Below are 16632 nucleotides of genomic sequence, written 5' to 3' on the forward strand. Positions count from 1 at the left end.
TAGTCGGCCAACCGCTCCAGGTTCTGCGCCGGTCAACTTAATTCGAAACAACTAACGGTGCTTTCTGCGCCGCGAATAGCTGTTTCCGCTGTTCATCATCTTGGGAACTACCGATGATTAATGACACGCTAAATAAATGGCGCGGAGGATCGCGCTCGCTCTTCAAAAACCTGTTCATCGGCTATCTGGCCCTGGTCACAGGTTGCACGACCACCGTTCAGCAGGTCGAGCAGGCCTCGGCCATCGAGCAAACGAAAGCCTCCGCGTACAGTTACGACGAGCGCGCGGCTCAGGACAATCAAGCGCAGGAATCGAGCGCGGCCAATCCGTACAACTTGCCGGAGCTGGCCAGCAACACCGTTAAAGAAGAACCGCCATCGAGCAAGTCCGACCCTCTGTCAGAGTTCGGCGGTGACTTGCCACTGGCTGAGCAGCAGGACATCGCGAACCCGCTCAATAGCGGCTACAAGGGCGGCGACGAGTTCGGCAGCATGGCCATGGGCATGTTGAATTCGGCGGCTGGCCAAGGGCTGAAAGATTGGTTCTCAGCCCGTAATGCCACCACCGAAATCGCATTCAACGTTGGCAGTAAAGGCGGCAAGTCCGCGAGCTTCGACATGCTCTATCCGATTGTCGACGGCGAAAAGGACGTAGTGTTTGCCCAGGTCGGGTTGCGCCATTCCAATGCACGCACCGAGGACTACCGCAGCACCATCAACCTGGGTGTTGGCTACCGTCGTAGCTTCGATAACTGGCTCGCCGGCATCAACGGTTTCTATGACCGTGACATGACCGGCAAGAATGAACGCTTGGGCATCGGCGCCGAAGCGTTTACCGACAACATCCGCGCGAGCGCGAACGTGTATGTTCGGATGTCGGAGTGGAAGAAATCACCGGATCTGGATAACTATCTGGAGCGCCCGGCCAACGGTTACGATCTGCGAATTGAAGGCAACTTGCCTTCGATGCCGAAAGTCACCGCCAAGGCTGTCTATGAAAAATACTTCGGCGACCAGGTAGGCTTGTTCGGCGCCGGCAATCGTCAGAAAGATCCGCAAGCGATCACGCTTGGCTTGAGCTACGCGCCTGTGCCAATGCTCAGCGGCGGCGTGGACTATCGCCAAGGTCAAGACGGCCTTTCTGAAACCTCGGTAAAACTGGCGATCAACTACCAGTTCGGCGTGCCGCTGTCGAAACAACTGTCGACGGCCTACAGCGTCAACCACAACTTGGCCAACTCGCGTTATGGCCTGGTCAACCGCAACAATGAAATCGTGCTGGACTACAAGAAGGCAGAACATGCGCTGATGATGTTGCCGCCAGAAGTCAGCGGCACACCGACAGCGATGGTTTCCTTTCCTGTGACATTGACCGGCGGACGGGTCAGCAATGTGACTTGGACAGGCTCGGCAAGTGGCTTTGCCCGCCCATACAACAGCTCAGGCACCGGTACAGTGGTGCTGCCGGCCTACAACCCTGCCGGCCTCAATAGCTACACCCTACAAGCTGTTGCCACTGACGTGTACGGTGAAGTCGTCAAATCGAACGTCATGCAAGTGACCGTGACGCCGTTCCTGATCGCACTGGAACGCTCCAAAGCCGAGGCGAAAGCAGACGGTTCGGATGAAGTGACCTTTACCGCGTCTCTGCAGGAGCCAGACGGCTTGCCTCGCGCTGACACGGCTATCGTTTGGGCTGTGTCCGGTTCTGCCACCGTGGTCGAGAAAGACTCGATGACGAACAAGCAGGGCAAGGCCAACTTGAAGCTGGTCAGCCGCTCAAGCAGCGCAGTACGGGTTTCGGCGAAAGAACCACAAGGCGCGGCCGCATCGGCCGATGCGGATTTCCTGGGCGATCCAACCTCGGCGAAGATCGTCGGCCTGGTAGCGACCCCGCCGGCCATCCTGGCAAACGGAACAGCCACCAGTACCCTGATCGCTACCGTGATCGACAAGAACGGCAACTCGCTGGGCGCCGGCATTCCAGTAACCTGGAAGACCACCAACGGCACGCTGGCCAGCGAATCGACCGTGACCGATGAGGAAAGCAAAGCCACCATCGTTCTGACCTCGCCAGTACAGATCGGTGATGCGACGGTGACTGCGAAAGCCGTTGCCGGCAGTGCCGATGCCAAAGTGGATTTTGTCGCTGACATCGCCAATGCGCGGGTTATGTCCCTCGTAGCAGCACCAGGTGTAATTCCTGCAGACGGCACGTCCAGCAGCGTATTGACCGCAACCATCGGCGATACCAATGGCAACCCTGTGGGAGCTGGTGTACCAGTCAGCTGGGCAACCACCGACGGTACGCTGTCGACTCCGGCCGGCGTCACAGACGCAGCCAGTAAAGCCACGGTGACCCTCAAGTCATCGACCAAAATGGGTACCGCCACGGTCACAGCCAAAGCGACTGCCGGCGAAGCCACTGCACCCGTAGCATTCGCAGCGAACAACGCAACCGCTAAGGTCGCGGCCCTGGTGGCATTACCCGCCTCCATCCCGGCCAACAACGTCACCACCAGTTCGCTGGAGGCCACCATTGAGGATGCCAACGGCAACCCGGTAGCCGGTGCGCCTGTCGCCTGGCACACATCGCTGGGCACGCTTTCCAGCGGCAGCACCACGACCGATACCAACGGTAAAAGCGTGGTCACGCTCAAGGGCGCTGTGGCTGGCACTGCAACTGTGAACGCTCAAGCCGTGGCAGGTTCGTTGACCGCCTCGGTTGACCTGGTTCCAGACAACACAACGGCCAAGGTAGTCGGCCTGAATGCAACACCGGCCACCATTCCGGCCAACAATGTCGCGACCAGTACGCTGGAAGCGGTGGTTAAAGACACCAACGGCAACCCGGTACCGGGCGTTGCGGTGACTTGGTCGACCTCGTTGGGGGATCTGTCTGACGCGTCCACCACCACCGATGCCAATGGACGTACAAGCATCACCCTGAAAGGCCCACTTGCAGGTTCGGCAACCGTCAAGGCAACGGCCACTGCCGGTTCCTCGACAGCAGTCGTTACGCTGACCCCGGATGCGGCCACCGCGAAGGTGATTGGCCTGGTTGCAACACCTGCGGCCATCGTGGCGAACGGCTCGGCCAGCAGCACGTTGGTTGCCAGCGTCGAAGATGCCAACGGCAACCCGGTGGTAGGCACTAGCGTTACTTGGGGCACCAACCTCGGCACGCTGTCGAGCGCATCGAGCACCACCGATGCAGCGGGCAAGGCCACGGTTACCCTCAAGGGTACTGTGGCAGGATCTGCGACCATCACAGCAACCGCTGTGGCTGGTGGCACGACGACCAACGTCACGCTGACTGCTGACGGCACCACCGCCAAGGTCATCGACCTGACGGCTACGCCGACATCGATCACGGCCAACGGTTCGTCGACCAGCACCCTGGTAGCGACCATCAATGATGCCAACGGAAACCCGGTCGGATCCGGTGCGGTGGTTCGCTGGTCGACCACATCGGGCTACCTCGCCGCCGCGTCGACTGTGACCGATGGCAACAGCAAAGCGAGCGTGGTACTGACGTCATCCACCGTTGCCGGCACGGCAACCGTGACCGCCGCCAGTGCCGCCGGTTCGTCGAATGCTCAGGTAACGTTTACGCCGGATGTTTCGGCGGCGCGCGTGATCAATCTGACTGCAACACCGTCGACGATCACCGCCAATGGATCCGACCAGAGCGTCATCATTGCCACCGTTGAAGACGCGCATGGCAACAAGATGAGTCCGGGCGTTTCGGTTTCCTGGAATACGTCCGAAGGCAGTTTGTCGAGCAGTACCACGGTCACCGACGCAGCCGGTAAAGCACGGGTAACGCTGACATCTGGCACCGCCATGGGCCTGGCCAATGTGACCGGTACAGCGGCGGCTGGCAGTTCCTCGACTAGTGTGCAGTTTGTTGCTGATGTGGCATCTGCCCGCGTGATTGCGCTGTCGGGTAGTCCAACTACCATTCGGGCAAACGGGTCTGATATCAGCACCTTTGTGGCTACTGTGGAGGATTCAGGCGGTAACCCGATGCCGGCAGGCGTGGCAGTAAGTTGGTCGACTACGCGTGGCAACTTGGCAAGCGGATCGACCGTTACTGATGGCCGAGGTAAGGCAACGGTAACGCTGACAGGTACTGTCGCCGGTGGCGCAACGGTGACTGCATCTGCAGCCAAAGGATCGGCCAGCGCAGGCGCTACGTTGATCGCTGATGTTTCGACATCACGCGTCATCGGTGTAACCGCTAGTCCGACAAGCATCGTAGCGAACGGCTCTTCAGTCAGCACCCTGACGGCCAGCGTCACTGATGCGCACGGCAACGTTGTACCAGCCGGTATTAGCGTTAACTGGTCGACCAACCTGGGTTCGGTTTCCAGTGGATCGACTGTCACCGACGCAGCGGGCAAAACCAGCGTCACCTTGCGCGGTACAGCTGCAGGTACAGCATCCGTTCAAGCGGCAGCAATTGCCGGTTCGTCGTCGGTCAATGTTGCATTGACTGCTGATGCGGCAACCGCTCGTGTTGTTGGTGTGACAGCAACACCGAACGTAATCCTGGCCAACAACGCGACCACAAGCACGTTGATTGCGACTGTCAGGGATGCGAACGGCAACACCATGGGCGCTGGCGTCAACGTCAACTGGTCGACATCGAGCGGCACGTTGTCTAGTGGTTCTTCCGCCACGAATGCATCTGGCCAAGCAAGCGTTACGCTTCGCGGTGGGATCGCCGGCAGCGCAACAATTACAGCCGCTGCCGTTCAAGGGGCTGCTAGCACGTCGGTGACACTGGTCGCTGATGCGTCAACCTCACGGGTTATCAGTCTCGTCGCTAATCCAGCCTCAGTGCCGGCCAATGGGACGAACACAACGTTGTATGCCACTGTGCGCGATGCTTACGGCAACGCACTTCCTGCAGGGCAAGCAGTTCAATGGGCTACATCGTTGGGTAATTTGAACACTGGCGTTTCGTACACCGATGGCAGCGGTATCGCTGTCGCGTATATCGGAAGCACGGTAGCCGGTGGAGCGACGGTTTACGCAAAAACGACCGTTTCTGGTAACGCCACAACTGGCGTGACTTTCACAGCTACCAATCCAGTGGTTAATTCCTTTACAGCAACCTGCATTGGTGCAAACAAGTGGGGGCCAATAACGCTGGCTAACACCATCTGTACCGACCAAGGAGCGATTCTGGATTCGACGCTTGCATGGAACGTTTCAGGTGCTGATCGTTATGAAATCTGGAACGGCGAATATATGTGGTATTCGGGAACCTCGACGTCTTATGTTCCACCGGCTTACCCAGGTGTTGGAGGGCCTAATCTAACTCTTAAAGCTTTTAACGGCGGAAATGTGACTTCCATTACTATTTCCCCGACATGGGAAGAACGCTATGTCTGCGGTGCGAACTGCACAGGTTCTTAAACGATTGTGCTTAAAAAAAGCCCCGCATTTGCGGGGCTTTTTTGTTGATTAGCGTTTAAGAACCTGTGCAGTTCGCACCGCAGACATAGCGTTCTTCCCATGTCGGGGAAATAGTAATGGAAGTCACATTTCCGCCGTTAAAAGCTTTAAGAGTTAGATTAGGCCCTCCAACACCTGGGTAAGCCGGTGGAACATAAGACGTCGAGGTTCCCGAATACCACATATATTCGCCGTTCCAGATTTCATAACGATCAGCACCTGAAACGTTCCATGCAAGCGTCGAATCCAGAATCGCTCCTTGGTCGGTACAGATGGTGTTAGCCAGCGTTATTGGCCCCCACTTGTTTGCACCAATGCAGGTTGCTGTAAAGGAATTAACCACTGGATTGGTAGCTGTGAAAGTCACGCCAGTTGTGGCGTTACCAGAAACGGTCGTTTCTAGTAGGATTCGCGCCCGAATTTTACTGGTGAATCCGACTAATGCTCATCGGCTATGCACGCGTGTCCACAATGGATCAGGATTTGAGCTTGCAGCTCGACGCGCTGGAAATAGCAGGATGCTTGAAAATATTCACTGACAAGGCAAGCGGGAAAGCACAGAAGCGCCCTGGGCTTGCAAAGGCCCTACGGGCGCTCTCTGAGGGCGATACGCTGGTAGTGTGGAAGCTTGATCGGCTTGGCCGTTCCATGAAGGGTTTGATTGATCTGGCCGCTACATTAGAACGGCGCAAGATTGATTTACGGTCAGTTACCGATGGGATAGACACTAAATACCCAGCCGGTCGATTCTTCTTTAATGTGATGGCCGCATTAGCGGTTATGGAACGCGAGCTGTGTGTAGAGCGCACACTCGCAGGCCTGGAAGTCGCTAGAAAGGCAGGCCGCTATGGTGGTAGACCTTTGAAGATGACGGAGACTAAACGCAAAGAAGCACAGCAACTGCTGCATGATGGCTTGGATCGGAAGGAAATTGCGTCTCAACTTGGTGTTTCACTTTCATCCATATACAGGCATCTGCCGCCGGGTACGATTTCAGAAAAAACAAACCCCGCGTGAGTGCGGGGCTTTGTAAAGCTGAATTGCTTTCACCGATTCACCGCGCTCGCTTCACGCTGAATACGTGCGAGCTGCACAACCTTGAGTTGTTCATTACTGCAACGCACTTCATCAACGGAGCGGTGATCCCAGCCTACATGTTCGATCCCGAAAGGCTCTGGATTCTTCTGTGGTGGCTGGCAGGCAATCAAGTCCTGAATGTGAGTGCAACCGGCGAACAACACTAGGGAACCCAACAAGAGGCAGTTTTTTATGTTCATCAGAATTTTCCTTTGGCCAAAAAAAGCCCCGGTCTATCGGGGCTTGAGGTTCGTCAGCGGTAACTCAGGAGCCGTGGACGTTGAACTGCGCGTTTTGCGCGGCGTAGTTGGCATCGCCGGTGATAGCCTCGTAAGCGGCCGGGTTGGCATCACGCAGATCCTGAGCGCGTTCCAGAGTGCCGCAGCCAGTCAGGGCAACAGAGGCAACAGCAGCGACAGCGAAGGTCAGCAGGGTTTTGATAACGGTCATGGTGAAGCTCCTTGGATGTTCGATTGGAATTACTGTTTACGAGGGCGAGGCTTACGAGCCGTGCACGTTGAACTGTGCGTTTTGCGCGGCGTAGTTGGCATCGCCGGTGATGGCCTCGTAAGCGGCCGGGTTGGCATCGCGCAGATCCTGAGCGCGTTCCAGAGTGCCGCAGCCAGTCAGGGCAGCAGAGGCAACAGCAACAACAGCGAGAGTCAGAAGGGATTTCAATGCGTTCATGGTGTAGCTCCTTGGTGTGTTCAGCGCCGTTCTTGTCGCTGATGGCCCCATGCTATTGGTGTCGGTAAAACCTGTCAAACATTATTTTACTCATTTTACTTTTATTTTTTTCTTGAGCTTGTCGGTTTCTTCTTTCAGACGTGCCCGTGTCTCGATGGCCAGCCAGTCGGGCATCCATTCATCAAACGGAACCCAGGACGCGGGGTAACCTTCCAGCAGTGCTTTGACGCGCTTCATGTGATGCGCTGCGAGCTGCTTAGACATTCCCACTTCCTGGGCGGCGACGGTGGCGGTCTTCCCTTCGACGAGAATCAAGCGCGCAAGGGCGTGTACCTCCAAGGACAGCTTGGCCAGCTTGCCCTGCTGCTTTTCGAAATCCGTGGCCGACATGAGTAATGTCTTTGTCATCAAACTGACCCTTTCCTGTCTTAATGTCCCCATCGGTTGATCGGTGGGTTGCTGGCAGATAGTAAACACGGTTCAATAATGCTTTACCAGCTTTACCGTTTATTCGACTAAAGTCGCAGCCTTCACGTCCGACATAGCTGGATTGCATAAGCAAGAAACGCTTAGATCGTGGACGTAACAAATAATTACGTTTAGCGTGGCGGCCTTTCGACATCCCTAATTAGAAAAACACCTAAAAGATCCACCAGGAGCCAACACTATGTACATCCGTTCACTGCCTGCAGCGGTCGCACTCGCGAGCCTGACATTCGGCGCCCATGCCGCTGATCAAACCGCGCACGGTTTCGTCGAGGACAGCAAGCTGACTGTTCAAGCGCGAAACTTCTACATCGATTCCGACAACCGTGAAGGCACTGCTGCGCCGTCGCGGAACAGTGAGTGGGGCCAAGGCTTTATCGGCACCTTCACTTCCGGCTACACCCAAGGCACGGTTGGTTTTGGTGTTGACGCGATTGGCCTGTGGGGCATCAGGCTGGATTCCACCGAGGCCAAATCCGGCAACGCCTCGGGTGTGAATGACGGCGGTACTGTCTTCCCTACTGACGGCAATCACGGTGCGGCTGATGAATTCGCCAGCCTCGGCGTAACTGCCAAGGCCAAGATTTCTCAGACCGAACTGAAACTGGGCACTCTGCAGCCGAAGAACCCGGTCATCATCACCAACGACGGCCGTCTGCTGCCTCAGACCTGGCAGGGTGGCCAGATCACATCCGGCGAGATCAAGGATCTGACGCTGATCGGTGGCCAGATCGAGAAGGCCAAGGGCCGTAACTCCAGCAACAACGAAAACCTGTCGATTGGCGGCGCCAATGGTGGCGGCAACAGCAACGCAACGGGTAACAATGCACGCAGCAACAAGTTCATCTACGCGGGCGGCGACTACAAGATCACCAAAGACCTGACGGCGCAGTATTACTACGGCAACCTGGAAGACTTCTATAAACAACACTTCCTGGGTCTGGTGCACAACTGGGCCATCGGGCCGGGCGTGTTGAAATCGGATTTCCGTTACTTCAACAGCTCGGACGACGGCGCCAATGGTAACGACCCTGCACATTTCAGCAGCGGTAACTACGGTGGTGCCGTAAGCGGTCGCGGCAAGGTCGACAACAACCTTTACAGCGGTCTGTTCCTGTACACCGTGGCTGGCCATACCTTCGGTGGCGGCTACCAGGTATCCAACGGTAGCAGCGACTTCCCATGGCTGAACCAGGGCGACGGTTCGTCGAACTACACCATCACCGACATGCAGATCCAGAAGTTCGCCCGTGCCGGCGAAAAAACCTGGCAAGCGCGTTATTCGTATGACTTCGCAGCCTTGGGCCTGCCAGGTGCGACTGCCGGCGTGGTTTACCTGCGTGGCGACGACATCGATACCGTGGGTTCCAACCGTCGTGCTAGCGGTAGCGACCAGAACGAGTACGAGCGTGATCTGACCTTGGCCTATGTTGTCCCTGAGGGTGCTTTCAAAGGCGTAGGCTTCACCTGGAAAAACGCTATCTGGCGCAGCAACATCGCTGGCCAGCGTGACCAGGATGAAAACCGTCTGATCCTGAGCTACACCAAGCAGATTTTCTAATCGGCTTGGCAAGGCTTCATATCCATCAGCTTTGCCTCTGCAGACTCGGGTAATACCGGGTCTGCTGCACCCCTCCTCCTAGTACCCCACGTCGAAATACTCACCGTATCCCTTAACGGGATGACGAGCATTCGCCTGCACGAAACTTAGATTTCCTGCATCAAAATCGCTGATTAAGGCCTGTCGAAAGGGCTATAGGTATGCATGAATTTGCTTTTTCGTGCATTGCCGCTTATGGTGGCACCCTATCTCTTCATCGATTTTGAGGGCGTGATGGCTGTGAATCTCTCAGGTATGCGCAAGTTGTACAAAGAAGGCAGCCTTACAGCTGCCATCGTCGCGCCTGCTCTTTTGGAAAATGGTTGGGTATTGATCGTCAAGAAGAAAGACGGCACTTCCGATCACATGACCATCGCGAGATCGCCGCGACACAAGATCTACAAGAGCCTTGAATCTGCTCACCTGGATGCTATGCGAGTGGGATTCAAAGAAGTGACAACACAGGTAGGAGAACTGCAAGTGGCATAGCCGAATTGCAGAAACCAAAAAGCCCGGCTGGATACCGGGCTTTTTGGAACAACTAGAACAGGTCTTGCTTTTTTCGACGAAGGAGACCTGTTCCTCATCAACGTGAGCTGATTATGGCTTAGCGCGGCAGCTTCTTGCAAGTTGCAAAAGCGATTAAGTCACCAGCTCACCGCTGAACGGCGGGTATATGGATTTAGCGTCGCACGCGATGGTTGCGCGCACCCAAGAGGGAGCGAGCCATCGAATTACAAGAGAAAAACGGCCATACGTCGAACGTGTCAATCACGGCGGCAATTTCTGTGGCCATCAACCCGATTCCCCTCGACTCGATCTGATCCGGCCGGAGACAAGCAAACGTCGCCCAGGAATTTTGATCGAGCTGCAGGAACGTATACGGCGTTACTACGCGTCGCCGAACGTCCTACCATCCCTACGCAATGCCCATAAGAGCAAGCAAGGCCGTCAGCAGCGCAGCGAGCGCCGCGAGGCATGCTTAGCGCTGCAGTCAGCTATCCTGGAACATACCGATCTGGTTTCCCTGCGTTGTGGTGTTCCTACGCCGTCGGGGTTTATCTCGCTCACCTTGCCTTACCTGGTCAAGCTCACAGGTTTGCACCCACGTCGAGCTGAGCGCGCGATGGCCGATCTGAAAAAAGCCAACCTGATCACGGTTAGCCAACCTCGGCAGCTCAAAGAAGACGGTACATGGCGTGGGTTAGCGGCCGTTAAGGCGGTCAACAAGCTGCTGTTTACACTGTTCGGCTTGGCCAAGCGGCTCAAACATGAGCAAGACCGTGCAACTGAGCGCCTGGCCAAGAAAGTGAAGAAGGCCGGCGGCACTTTGACGACCTGGGCGCGCAACGCGCTGGTCATCAATGGCAACAAATCACTGGGGAAATTCCGTGCAGCGGCAGAGGCGGATCGAGGCGCTAGACGTCCCGCTATTGACCCTGTAGAGCTGCAGCGCGCACGTATAGAGCTGCAGACGGCTATGCTACTGGCCGACCCCGGACGAACGCGACAAGAGATCTACGACGAAGTAGAACGCATTATCGCCGAGAAGACCCGTCAGTACAGTTGACCATCCTGTGGCCCATTCTGCGGCCGCTGTAGGGTAACTACGCCCTTTTTCCAGACTCCCCATGCAGGACGGCCCTGCCCTGCCCTTATTGCGCCCAAAATTCGGCTACCGAGCGCGGAAATGCCCTTTCTTGGCCATCCTGCCGGCGATCCCCTACCCCTTTCGAGTTATCCACAGGCAATGCGCCCAAGTCCTTCATTTAGAAGAACTTAAGTGTCGGCAAGAGATTTTTTAAGTGTCGGTCATTAACCAGGAGGAAAAAAATTAAAGATGGGAGGTGTAGCTTCGCTCCACCAAATAATGCCCACGCAAGTCGTGCCTACGGCACGGCGTGGACATCGGGGGCTACTCGCCCCCAACCCCAGGCATGAGCCTACGGCCCCTGCACCCGTGGGGATCATACCTCAACTCCGCGTGTACGCCTGTCTAAGCGGCGCAGGCCGATGAAGCTGGCCTGCCCTGGCCTACGGCCCCCCTTCGGGCGCTAAGACCCGGATAAATCGCCCCCGACCGGCAAGCCGGCCGAGTGCTCAACCGGGTGCGTGTGCGCACAGGCTCGCTTTAGAGAACCGAACCGCTACTGCCGCTATGTGCCTTCGGTGAAGGCATCGATTTTCAGATTTTGGATCGACCGGAAATCGATTGTGCTGCTGGTAGCAAATTGGCGATCGATCAGCTGCTCCCGGGCTTTGATTTGCTATCACCGTTTGCGCTCGAGTGTGAAACGCTTCGAATGATTGGGATTTGATCGCTGGTAGCAAAAAAAATTGGTCCGGAGCTGGCCAGGCCATTATTTGATAGCAATAAGTCTTTTCAAGGTGGTAGCATTTTCGGCGAGGCCAAACAGCCATTCGATTTTTTGCTACTACTCAGAGGTGTGCAGTGCTCATTCAAATCAGGCAGATCGATGACGCGCTTGTCGCGCAAGTCAAAAAGTTAACGGGTAAAGGATCCGGTAGCCAGGCCCTCATTGCCGCTGCCGAACTGGTGATCACCCAGGAAGCGCGTATCGCGTCGATGCAGGATGAGAACGCGCGATTACGTGAACGACTGGCACGTATGAATCGATTAGTGAAGGAGCTCGCGCCGTTGTGTGTGCAAGTCGCAGAAGTGGCCGGCCAGCAGGATCTGTTCGACTGACTGCTAGCAAGTCCGGCGCCGGCGCCGCAGCTGGACCATCCATTTTGATAGCAATATTTTATATTTAGGCTGATTTAGCCTAAATAAAGCTTGTCTGATAGGCTAATTTAGCCTAATATTGCGTCTGTTGGTGGCACGCAGAGAGCCACTCGACTCTAGAGGGGGCTAGTCGTTGCCGCTGACGGAGAACGAGATGAGACTTTCAGATGTGGCGACGATTCAGACGAACTTTCCAGAGGCACATTTCTGGTTGGTTCGAAGGGGGTCAGCTGATCGATGCGGTGAACCGGTTCGGGAGTACAACCCCGAACACATCGGAATCCGCGTCGACCGCACAGACATCCTGTTACCTGACTACCTGTTCTATGCCCTGATGCACATTCACCAGGGCGGCAACTGGAAGAGGCTAGCCACAGGAACTCTGAGTTTGGTCAACATCCGTGTTTCAGACGTTCGACGTATCGAGCTGTCGCCACGGTAGGAATGGGGGGGGTGACCCCCCTACTCTGACCATCACAAGGATCTGCATCATGGTTATTGAGTTACCTGATATCGCGGCACAACAGGCGCTGGTCTTCGAAGAAGGCACAAGGGATGGAGTTGTGCAGTTGATGGCCAATCTTCACGCGCCGAGACTGCCGCCACAGTCGGAGATTGACGAAAACCGCTATCCGCGAACCCATTTGTTGCGCGAACGCGAAGGCTGGGAACCGCCTCACCCGGATGTTGTAGGTGCTTATTTCAGGCACTTCCAATCGCATTTCAAGGAATACGGCACTGACGCAAAGCTTGCGGCCTTGCTGGGGTTGTCTTCGGATCGACGAGTGCGAGGGTTCAAGGAAGGAAGCATCACGGTGCCGTACGGCGTATGGCGGCACTTTTTGGTATTGACTGGCCGAGTACCGCAGGACGTAGTCCAGGTGCTGGCCTTTATGGCTTAAAAAGGCCGGGGCATGGTTGCAGCCATCCCCAGCGTGGAACACAAAAACCTTCAAGGGGTTGTCTATGTCCGAAGCAAAATATATCACGAATACCAACGCTCTGATGAGTCTTCCATTGGCCGAACTTGCCAACCCGCAACACCTGACCCCGCTTAGTGAGCTTGTCGACAATCTCACAGCCACCTGCATTGCTGAGGGGCTGATGGCGTTTGTTAGCACATGCTATTTGTTGATATTGATCGATATCCTTCGGCTATCATTTGATATCTTTTCATATGACATCATGGCGATCCAGCTGACGTTTTTGGCTATCACCTGATATCTTTTGTTAGTGCGTGCTATCTTTTAATAGCTACATCTTGCGAGTGCTGTGCTATCATTCGCTATGTTTTGATATCTTTTAATATCATAGGGTGATTCGATGCCTACAATTCCATTTGTGTGCCCGAAGGGCGGGGTCGGGAAATCGACGTCATGTCTGACCATGGGCTTACAATTAGCCGCAAAGGGCGCGAACGTAACTATCATCGACGCCGATCCGAACAACCCAATGGAAAAATGGGCTTCGGCTGGGGGGTGCCCTTCGAACATGCGTATTGTGTCGGGTGTAACGGAAAACAACATTGCGAGCAAAATTCGTGAAGCTGCGAAGATTGATCCGTTTGTTTTGGTTGATCTGGAAGGCACCGCTGCGAAAATCGTCGTTCATGCTTTGCAGGAAGCCGATTACGTCATCATTCCCATGCGCGGCTCGTACCTTGATGCGGATGAAGCGGCGAAAGCGATTGCGTTGATTCACGATCAAGAACTGTCCGTGCAAAGGCATGCTCCTAACTATCGATTGCCTTTCTCGGTTTTGTTCACTGGTACACCTGCTGCATATACCACGCGCACAACCACCAGCTTGCAGAACGGTTTGAAGGAGCAGGGTATTTCTGTTTTCTCTACAGAAATGTGTGAGCGTGACGCTTTTAGGGCGATGTTTTCCTTCAAATTGCCTTTGGAGCAGTTAGACCCCGCTTTGGTGCCTGGTCTCGCTAAAGCGATAGTCAACGCCGAGGCAGTAACGGCCGAAATGCTGACAAAGCTTTCTGAGGTAATGCCCCAATGACGACTGATCGTGTAGACCCATTCAAAGCGCTGCAGAATTTCAAACCCAAAACCGATTCAACCACGCCTCCGATATCAGTTGATATCGATAAGCTATCAAGTGATAACAATTTCCCGTCGCGTGAAGCACCCCAAGCAGAGCTAGGAAATAAACGGAAGCGCTTTGGCGCTTCACCGAAGGTTCAATTCAACATCCGGGTAGATGTTGCTGACCAAGAGCGTTTTTATCGAATTGCGGAAGAACGCGGTATTAGCAAGCTAGGCGATTTATTTGGTAAGTGCTTGGACGCATTGGAGCAGTTAGAGAAGATGGAATCAGAAAAATAGGGTGGTCACCGGCATCGAACCCGCCAAAGCTGATCCCAGCTAGTCAAATAGCTGGGACTCAGCAAGGCGCGGCGCATACCCCAGTCAGGCGCCAAGGGCATCGCTGCAGTTCGTAGACAGTCATGCCCCCAGCGTCTGTTCACGCGATCCATGACGGCCATCAAAGCGTCCGTGCGTTGTGGTTGGCTCGGCTTGAACAAGTCTTCGCTGTACTCCCCCCGCTTGCGTAGATCCATTAACAAGACCTCAGCCTTACTGTAGGCAAAGCCCGGTCGATAAATGCTCTCTAAAGCCCGCAGTGCGTGTTTCGTCAATTGCCGAACGTCATCAGTGGGATAGTCAGGAATGCATGTTGTGGCATTGGCATACTTCGGCCCGTCTCCGTGGAATGAGGTTTGTATCCCAATCCGCAACGCGCCGCACAGGGAACGCTGTTTTCGTAGTTTTTCCGTCGCCTTGTGAAGGTAGGTCGCGAGTGCTTGGCGCAAGCCTTCTTGCGTGTGCACCCGCTGACCGAACATCTTGCTCGAGCAGATCGATTGCTTCGGCGATACAACCTGTTCCAGATCCATGCAGGATTCGCCCTGCAACTCTCTGATCGTTCGTTCAACCACAATGCTGTACTTGCGGCCCATCGCTCGCGCGTCAGCTTGAGAAAGCTGCCAGGCTGTTGTGATGCCGTCGCGAGCCAAGTTGTCGCGCATCCTGCCGCCGATCCCCCAGACGTCCTCAACCGGCATCCGGCGCAATAACCACTCCACAGCCTCAGGCTTGCGCAGATCCACGACCCCACCCGTGCGCTCTCTCCAGACCTTGGATGCGTGCTGTGCAGCCTTGGCAAGCGTTTTGGTGTGGCCAATGCCGACCCCCACGGGCAGGGCAGTCCACTGCAGCACGCGCGCCTGTATCGCGCGGCCTACTTCAACTATTGGTTCTGGCATACCGTCGAGCCGCACAAAGCATTCGTCGATGGAGTATTGCTCCTGCGCGAACGTGAGGGATGCAATCGCCATGGACATGCGATGGCTCAGCTCGCCATACAGGGTGTAGTTGCTGCTGAACACGGCGACACCGTTCTGCGCCAAGAACTCGCGGATTTTGAAGTAGGGTTCGCCCATCTTGATGCCCAGGGCCTTGGCCTCGTTGGTACGCGCGACAATCGCGCCGTCGCTGTTCGAAAGAACGACGACCGGTCGGTGCCGCAGCTCGGGCCGGAAAATGCGCTCGCAGCTGCAGTAAAAGCTGTTCGCGTCCACCAGGCCGAAGACTGGACGAGGTTCAGAGTGCATGGGGAGTCAGGCACCAAGTCACCACGCCGAAGACTTCAACCGATCCATATTGTTCGGGGGTGATCGGGGAGTAATCAGGGTTGGCCGATTCCAACAACCAGCCGCGAGGGGATTTAGCCAGGCGTTTTACCAGGGGCTGATTATCGACATAGGCCAAGACAACGTGCCCCGTGCATGGGGTTATTGCTCGGTCGACAACCAGTCGAGAGCCGTCATAAATACCCACGTCGCGCATGCTGTCCCCCTCGACCTGGACTATCCAGATATGCGGAGCACGAACATTGAGTAGTTCATCGAGCGAAATCGATGGTTCCCAGTAGTCGGCTGCGGGACTGGGGAACCCACCGGCCGCAGATCCTGCCAACACCTGGACGGGTTGATCGGACGAGGGGAGGGGGGAAACTGAAAGAACGTTCATAACGCACCGATAATTACTGTTGATATATACAGTAAACGAGTGGCGTGGCGACGACCAGATCCTCTAGACCGAAGGCACAGAAGCTTCGGATTAATTCCATGCTTTGCTGTGTAATTACGCTTGTAAATTCCACAGGTAAGTGTAGAATTGCCCTCGTTGAAGCAAATCATTGAGGAAGCAAAGAATGCCCCGTTATCAAATTTCCTGGACTGTTGATGTGGAGTGCGAAGGCGACCACAAAGCCGCTGCTCAGCTCATTGCTGAACGTTACTTTGCGGCCAATATCGCGGCCGGTGAGCACGACAGTGCCTGTGTGTTTACCGTGACCGATGAGGCCGACCAGGTGGGAGTCGAGATTGACTTAGCCGACAGCTTGTCGGATCTGGAGGGCGACGACACCCTTTGATTCAAGTGCCCAGCTCACGCTGGGCGCCTCGGAAGCCACCACCCTTGGGCTAGCCAGGCCGCACCCCGTCATTGCACGGGGTTGTGGTCGTGAAATGACGCGCTTTCTGCGTCCTT

18 protein-coding genes are annotated in these 16632 nt (G+C 55.6%); 12 read left to right on the top strand and 6 right to left on the bottom strand.

Annotated elements, in window-relative coordinates:
• The first annotated feature begins 113 nt into the window (after positions 1-113).
• Both J3P93_RS27525 and J3P93_RS27530 read left to right on the top strand, forming a co-directional pair.
• Positions 114-5426, top strand: coding sequence for an Ig-like domain-containing protein (locus tag J3P93_RS27525; protein ID WP_434598701.1), 5313 nt, complete (start codon positions 114-116; stop codon positions 5424-5426).
• A gap of 480 nt (positions 5427-5906) precedes the next feature.
• Entirely contained in the window at positions 5907-6482 is a 576-nt protein-coding gene (locus tag J3P93_RS27530; RefSeq protein WP_434598704.1) for a recombinase family protein, read from the top strand.
• A 29-nt stretch (positions 6483-6511) separates the two neighbouring features.
• Here J3P93_RS27530 and J3P93_RS27535 read toward each other — a convergent pair whose 3' ends face one another.
• The 4 genes from J3P93_RS27535 to J3P93_RS27550 all read right to left on the bottom strand — a co-directional run bounded on the left by J3P93_RS27535 (position 6512) and on the right by J3P93_RS27550 (position 7619).
• Entirely contained in the window at positions 6512-6742 is a 231-nt protein-coding gene (locus tag J3P93_RS27535; protein ID WP_434598706.1) for a hypothetical protein, read from the bottom strand.
• A gap of 64 nt (positions 6743-6806) precedes the next feature.
• The gene (locus J3P93_RS27540; RefSeq protein ID WP_434598708.1) at positions 6807-6992 is read right to left on the bottom strand and encodes a hypothetical protein; all 186 of its coding nucleotides are present in this window, start codon (positions 6990-6992) and stop codon (positions 6807-6809) included.
• Positions 6993-7043: 51 nt separating this feature from the next.
• The gene (locus J3P93_RS27545) at positions 7044-7229 is read right to left on the bottom strand and encodes a hypothetical protein (RefSeq protein WP_434598711.1); all 186 of its coding nucleotides are present in this window, start codon (positions 7227-7229) and stop codon (positions 7044-7046) included.
• A 90-nt stretch (positions 7230-7319) separates the two neighbouring features.
• Positions 7320-7619, bottom strand: a complete 300-nt coding sequence (locus J3P93_RS27550; protein WP_434598713.1) for a TrfB-related DNA-binding protein — start codon at positions 7617-7619, stop codon at positions 7320-7322.
• Positions 7620-7896: 277 nt separating this feature from the next.
• Between J3P93_RS27550 and J3P93_RS27555 the strand changes: the two genes are divergently transcribed.
• The 9 genes from J3P93_RS27555 to J3P93_RS27595 all read left to right on the top strand — a co-directional run bounded on the left by J3P93_RS27555 (position 7897) and on the right by J3P93_RS27595 (position 14403).
• Positions 7897-9276, top strand: a complete 1380-nt coding sequence (locus J3P93_RS27555; protein WP_434598716.1) for an OprD family porin — start codon at positions 7897-7899, stop codon at positions 9274-9276.
• Between the two features lie 204 nt (positions 9277-9480).
• A complete protein-coding gene (locus J3P93_RS27560) occupies positions 9481-9804 on the top strand; it encodes a plasmid replication protein RepB (protein WP_434598718.1) in 324 nt (107 codons plus the stop codon).
• A gap of 187 nt (positions 9805-9991) precedes the next feature.
• Entirely contained in the window at positions 9992-10885 is an 894-nt protein-coding gene (locus J3P93_RS27565) for a hypothetical protein (protein WP_434598721.1), read from the top strand.
• 882 nt (positions 10886-11767) lie between these two features.
• The gene (locus tag J3P93_RS27570; protein WP_434598723.1) at positions 11768-12025 is read left to right on the top strand and encodes a hypothetical protein; all 258 of its coding nucleotides are present in this window, start codon (positions 11768-11770) and stop codon (positions 12023-12025) included.
• Between the two features lie 193 nt (positions 12026-12218).
• The gene (locus J3P93_RS27575; RefSeq protein ID WP_434598560.1) at positions 12219-12506 is read left to right on the top strand and encodes a hypothetical protein; all 288 of its coding nucleotides are present in this window, start codon (positions 12219-12221) and stop codon (positions 12504-12506) included.
• Positions 12507-12555: 49 nt separating this feature from the next.
• On the top strand, positions 12556-12966 hold the full coding sequence (locus tag J3P93_RS27580) for a hypothetical protein (RefSeq protein ID WP_434598562.1): 411 nt from the start codon (positions 12556-12558) through the stop codon (positions 12964-12966).
• 64 nt (positions 12967-13030) lie between these two features.
• Positions 13031-13285 (top strand): hypothetical protein, encoded by a 255-nt coding sequence (locus J3P93_RS27585; RefSeq protein ID WP_434598564.1) that lies wholly within the window; start codon positions 13031-13033, stop codon positions 13283-13285.
• Between the two features lie 102 nt (positions 13286-13387).
• Positions 13388-14077, top strand: a complete 690-nt coding sequence (locus J3P93_RS27590; RefSeq protein ID WP_434598566.1) for a ParA family protein — start codon at positions 13388-13390, stop codon at positions 14075-14077.
• Complete coding sequence (locus J3P93_RS27595) at positions 14074-14403, top strand: stability/partitioning determinant (RefSeq protein WP_434598568.1); 330 nt, start codon at positions 14074-14076, stop codon at positions 14401-14403. Before J3P93_RS27590 ends, J3P93_RS27595 begins: the two co-directional genes overlap by 4 nt.
• A gap of 5 nt (positions 14404-14408) precedes the next feature.
• Here the strand turns inward: J3P93_RS27595 and J3P93_RS27600 are convergent, their stop codons facing one another.
• Together J3P93_RS27600 and J3P93_RS27605 are read right to left on the bottom strand one after the other, a co-directional pair.
• Positions 14409-15692, bottom strand: coding sequence for a Y-family DNA polymerase (locus J3P93_RS27600; RefSeq protein ID WP_434598569.1), 1284 nt, complete (start codon positions 15690-15692; stop codon positions 14409-14411).
• Positions 15682-16110, bottom strand: coding sequence for a LexA family protein (locus tag J3P93_RS27605; RefSeq protein WP_434598571.1), 429 nt, complete (start codon positions 16108-16110; stop codon positions 15682-15684). The genes J3P93_RS27600 and J3P93_RS27605 overlap by 11 nt, the downstream gene beginning before the upstream one ends.
• A gap of 184 nt (positions 16111-16294) precedes the next feature.
• On the opposite strand from J3P93_RS27605, the gene J3P93_RS27610 reads away from it, so the two are divergent.
• Positions 16295-16516: a hypothetical protein gene (locus J3P93_RS27610; protein ID WP_434598574.1), complete on the top strand. Its 222-nt coding sequence runs from the start codon at positions 16295-16297 to the stop codon at positions 16514-16516.
• Positions 16517-16632: the final 116 nt, after the last annotated feature.

Source organism: Pseudomonas sp. R3-57 (assembly GCF_051132065.1).
GTDB lineage: Bacteria > Pseudomonadota > Gammaproteobacteria > Pseudomonadales > Pseudomonadaceae > Aquipseudomonas.

Excerpts from the sequence above, each read along its gene's own strand:
- J3P93_RS27555 (WP_434598716.1), top strand. The coding sequence starts at position 7,897 with ATGTACATCCGTTCACTGCCTGCAGCGGTCGCACTCGCGAGCCTGACA.
- J3P93_RS27575 (WP_434598560.1), top strand. The coding sequence starts at position 12,219 with ATGAGACTTTCAGATGTGGCGACGATTCAGACGAACTTTCCAGAGGCA.
- J3P93_RS27565 (WP_434598721.1), top strand. The coding sequence starts at position 9,992 with ATGGATTTAGCGTCGCACGCGATGGTTGCGCGCACCCAAGAGGGAGCG.
- J3P93_RS27590 (WP_434598566.1), top strand. The coding sequence starts at position 13,388 with ATGCCTACAATTCCATTTGTGTGCCCGAAGGGCGGGGTCGGGAAATCG.
- J3P93_RS27605 (WP_434598571.1), bottom strand. The coding sequence starts at position 16,110 with ATGAACGTTCTTTCAGTTTCCCCCCTCCCCTCGTCCGATCAACCCGTC.
- J3P93_RS27540 (WP_434598708.1), bottom strand. The coding sequence starts at position 6,992 with ATGACCGTTATCAAAACCCTGCTGACCTTCGCTGTCGCTGCTGTTGCC.
- J3P93_RS27530 (WP_434598704.1), top strand. The coding sequence starts at position 5,907 with ATGCTCATCGGCTATGCACGCGTGTCCACAATGGATCAGGATTTGAGC.
- J3P93_RS27600 (WP_434598569.1), bottom strand. The coding sequence starts at position 15,692 with ATGCACTCTGAACCTCGTCCAGTCTTCGGCCTGGTGGACGCGAACAGC.
- J3P93_RS27580 (WP_434598562.1), top strand. The coding sequence starts at position 12,556 with ATGGTTATTGAGTTACCTGATATCGCGGCACAACAGGCGCTGGTCTTC.
- J3P93_RS27585 (WP_434598564.1), top strand. The coding sequence starts at position 13,031 with ATGTCCGAAGCAAAATATATCACGAATACCAACGCTCTGATGAGTCTT.
- J3P93_RS27525 (WP_434598701.1), top strand. The coding sequence starts at position 114 with ATGATTAATGACACGCTAAATAAATGGCGCGGAGGATCGCGCTCGCTC.
- J3P93_RS27595 (WP_434598568.1), top strand. The coding sequence starts at position 14,074 with ATGACGACTGATCGTGTAGACCCATTCAAAGCGCTGCAGAATTTCAAA.
- J3P93_RS27610 (WP_434598574.1), top strand. The coding sequence starts at position 16,295 with ATGCCCCGTTATCAAATTTCCTGGACTGTTGATGTGGAGTGCGAAGGC.
- J3P93_RS27545 (WP_434598711.1), bottom strand. The coding sequence starts at position 7,229 with ATGAACGCATTGAAATCCCTTCTGACTCTCGCTGTTGTTGCTGTTGCC.
- J3P93_RS27535 (WP_434598706.1), bottom strand. The coding sequence starts at position 6,742 with ATGAACATAAAAAACTGCCTCTTGTTGGGTTCCCTAGTGTTGTTCGCC.
- J3P93_RS27550 (WP_434598713.1), bottom strand. The coding sequence starts at position 7,619 with ATGTCGGCCACGGATTTCGAAAAGCAGCAGGGCAAGCTGGCCAAGCTG.
- J3P93_RS27560 (WP_434598718.1), top strand. The coding sequence starts at position 9,481 with ATGAATTTGCTTTTTCGTGCATTGCCGCTTATGGTGGCACCCTATCTC.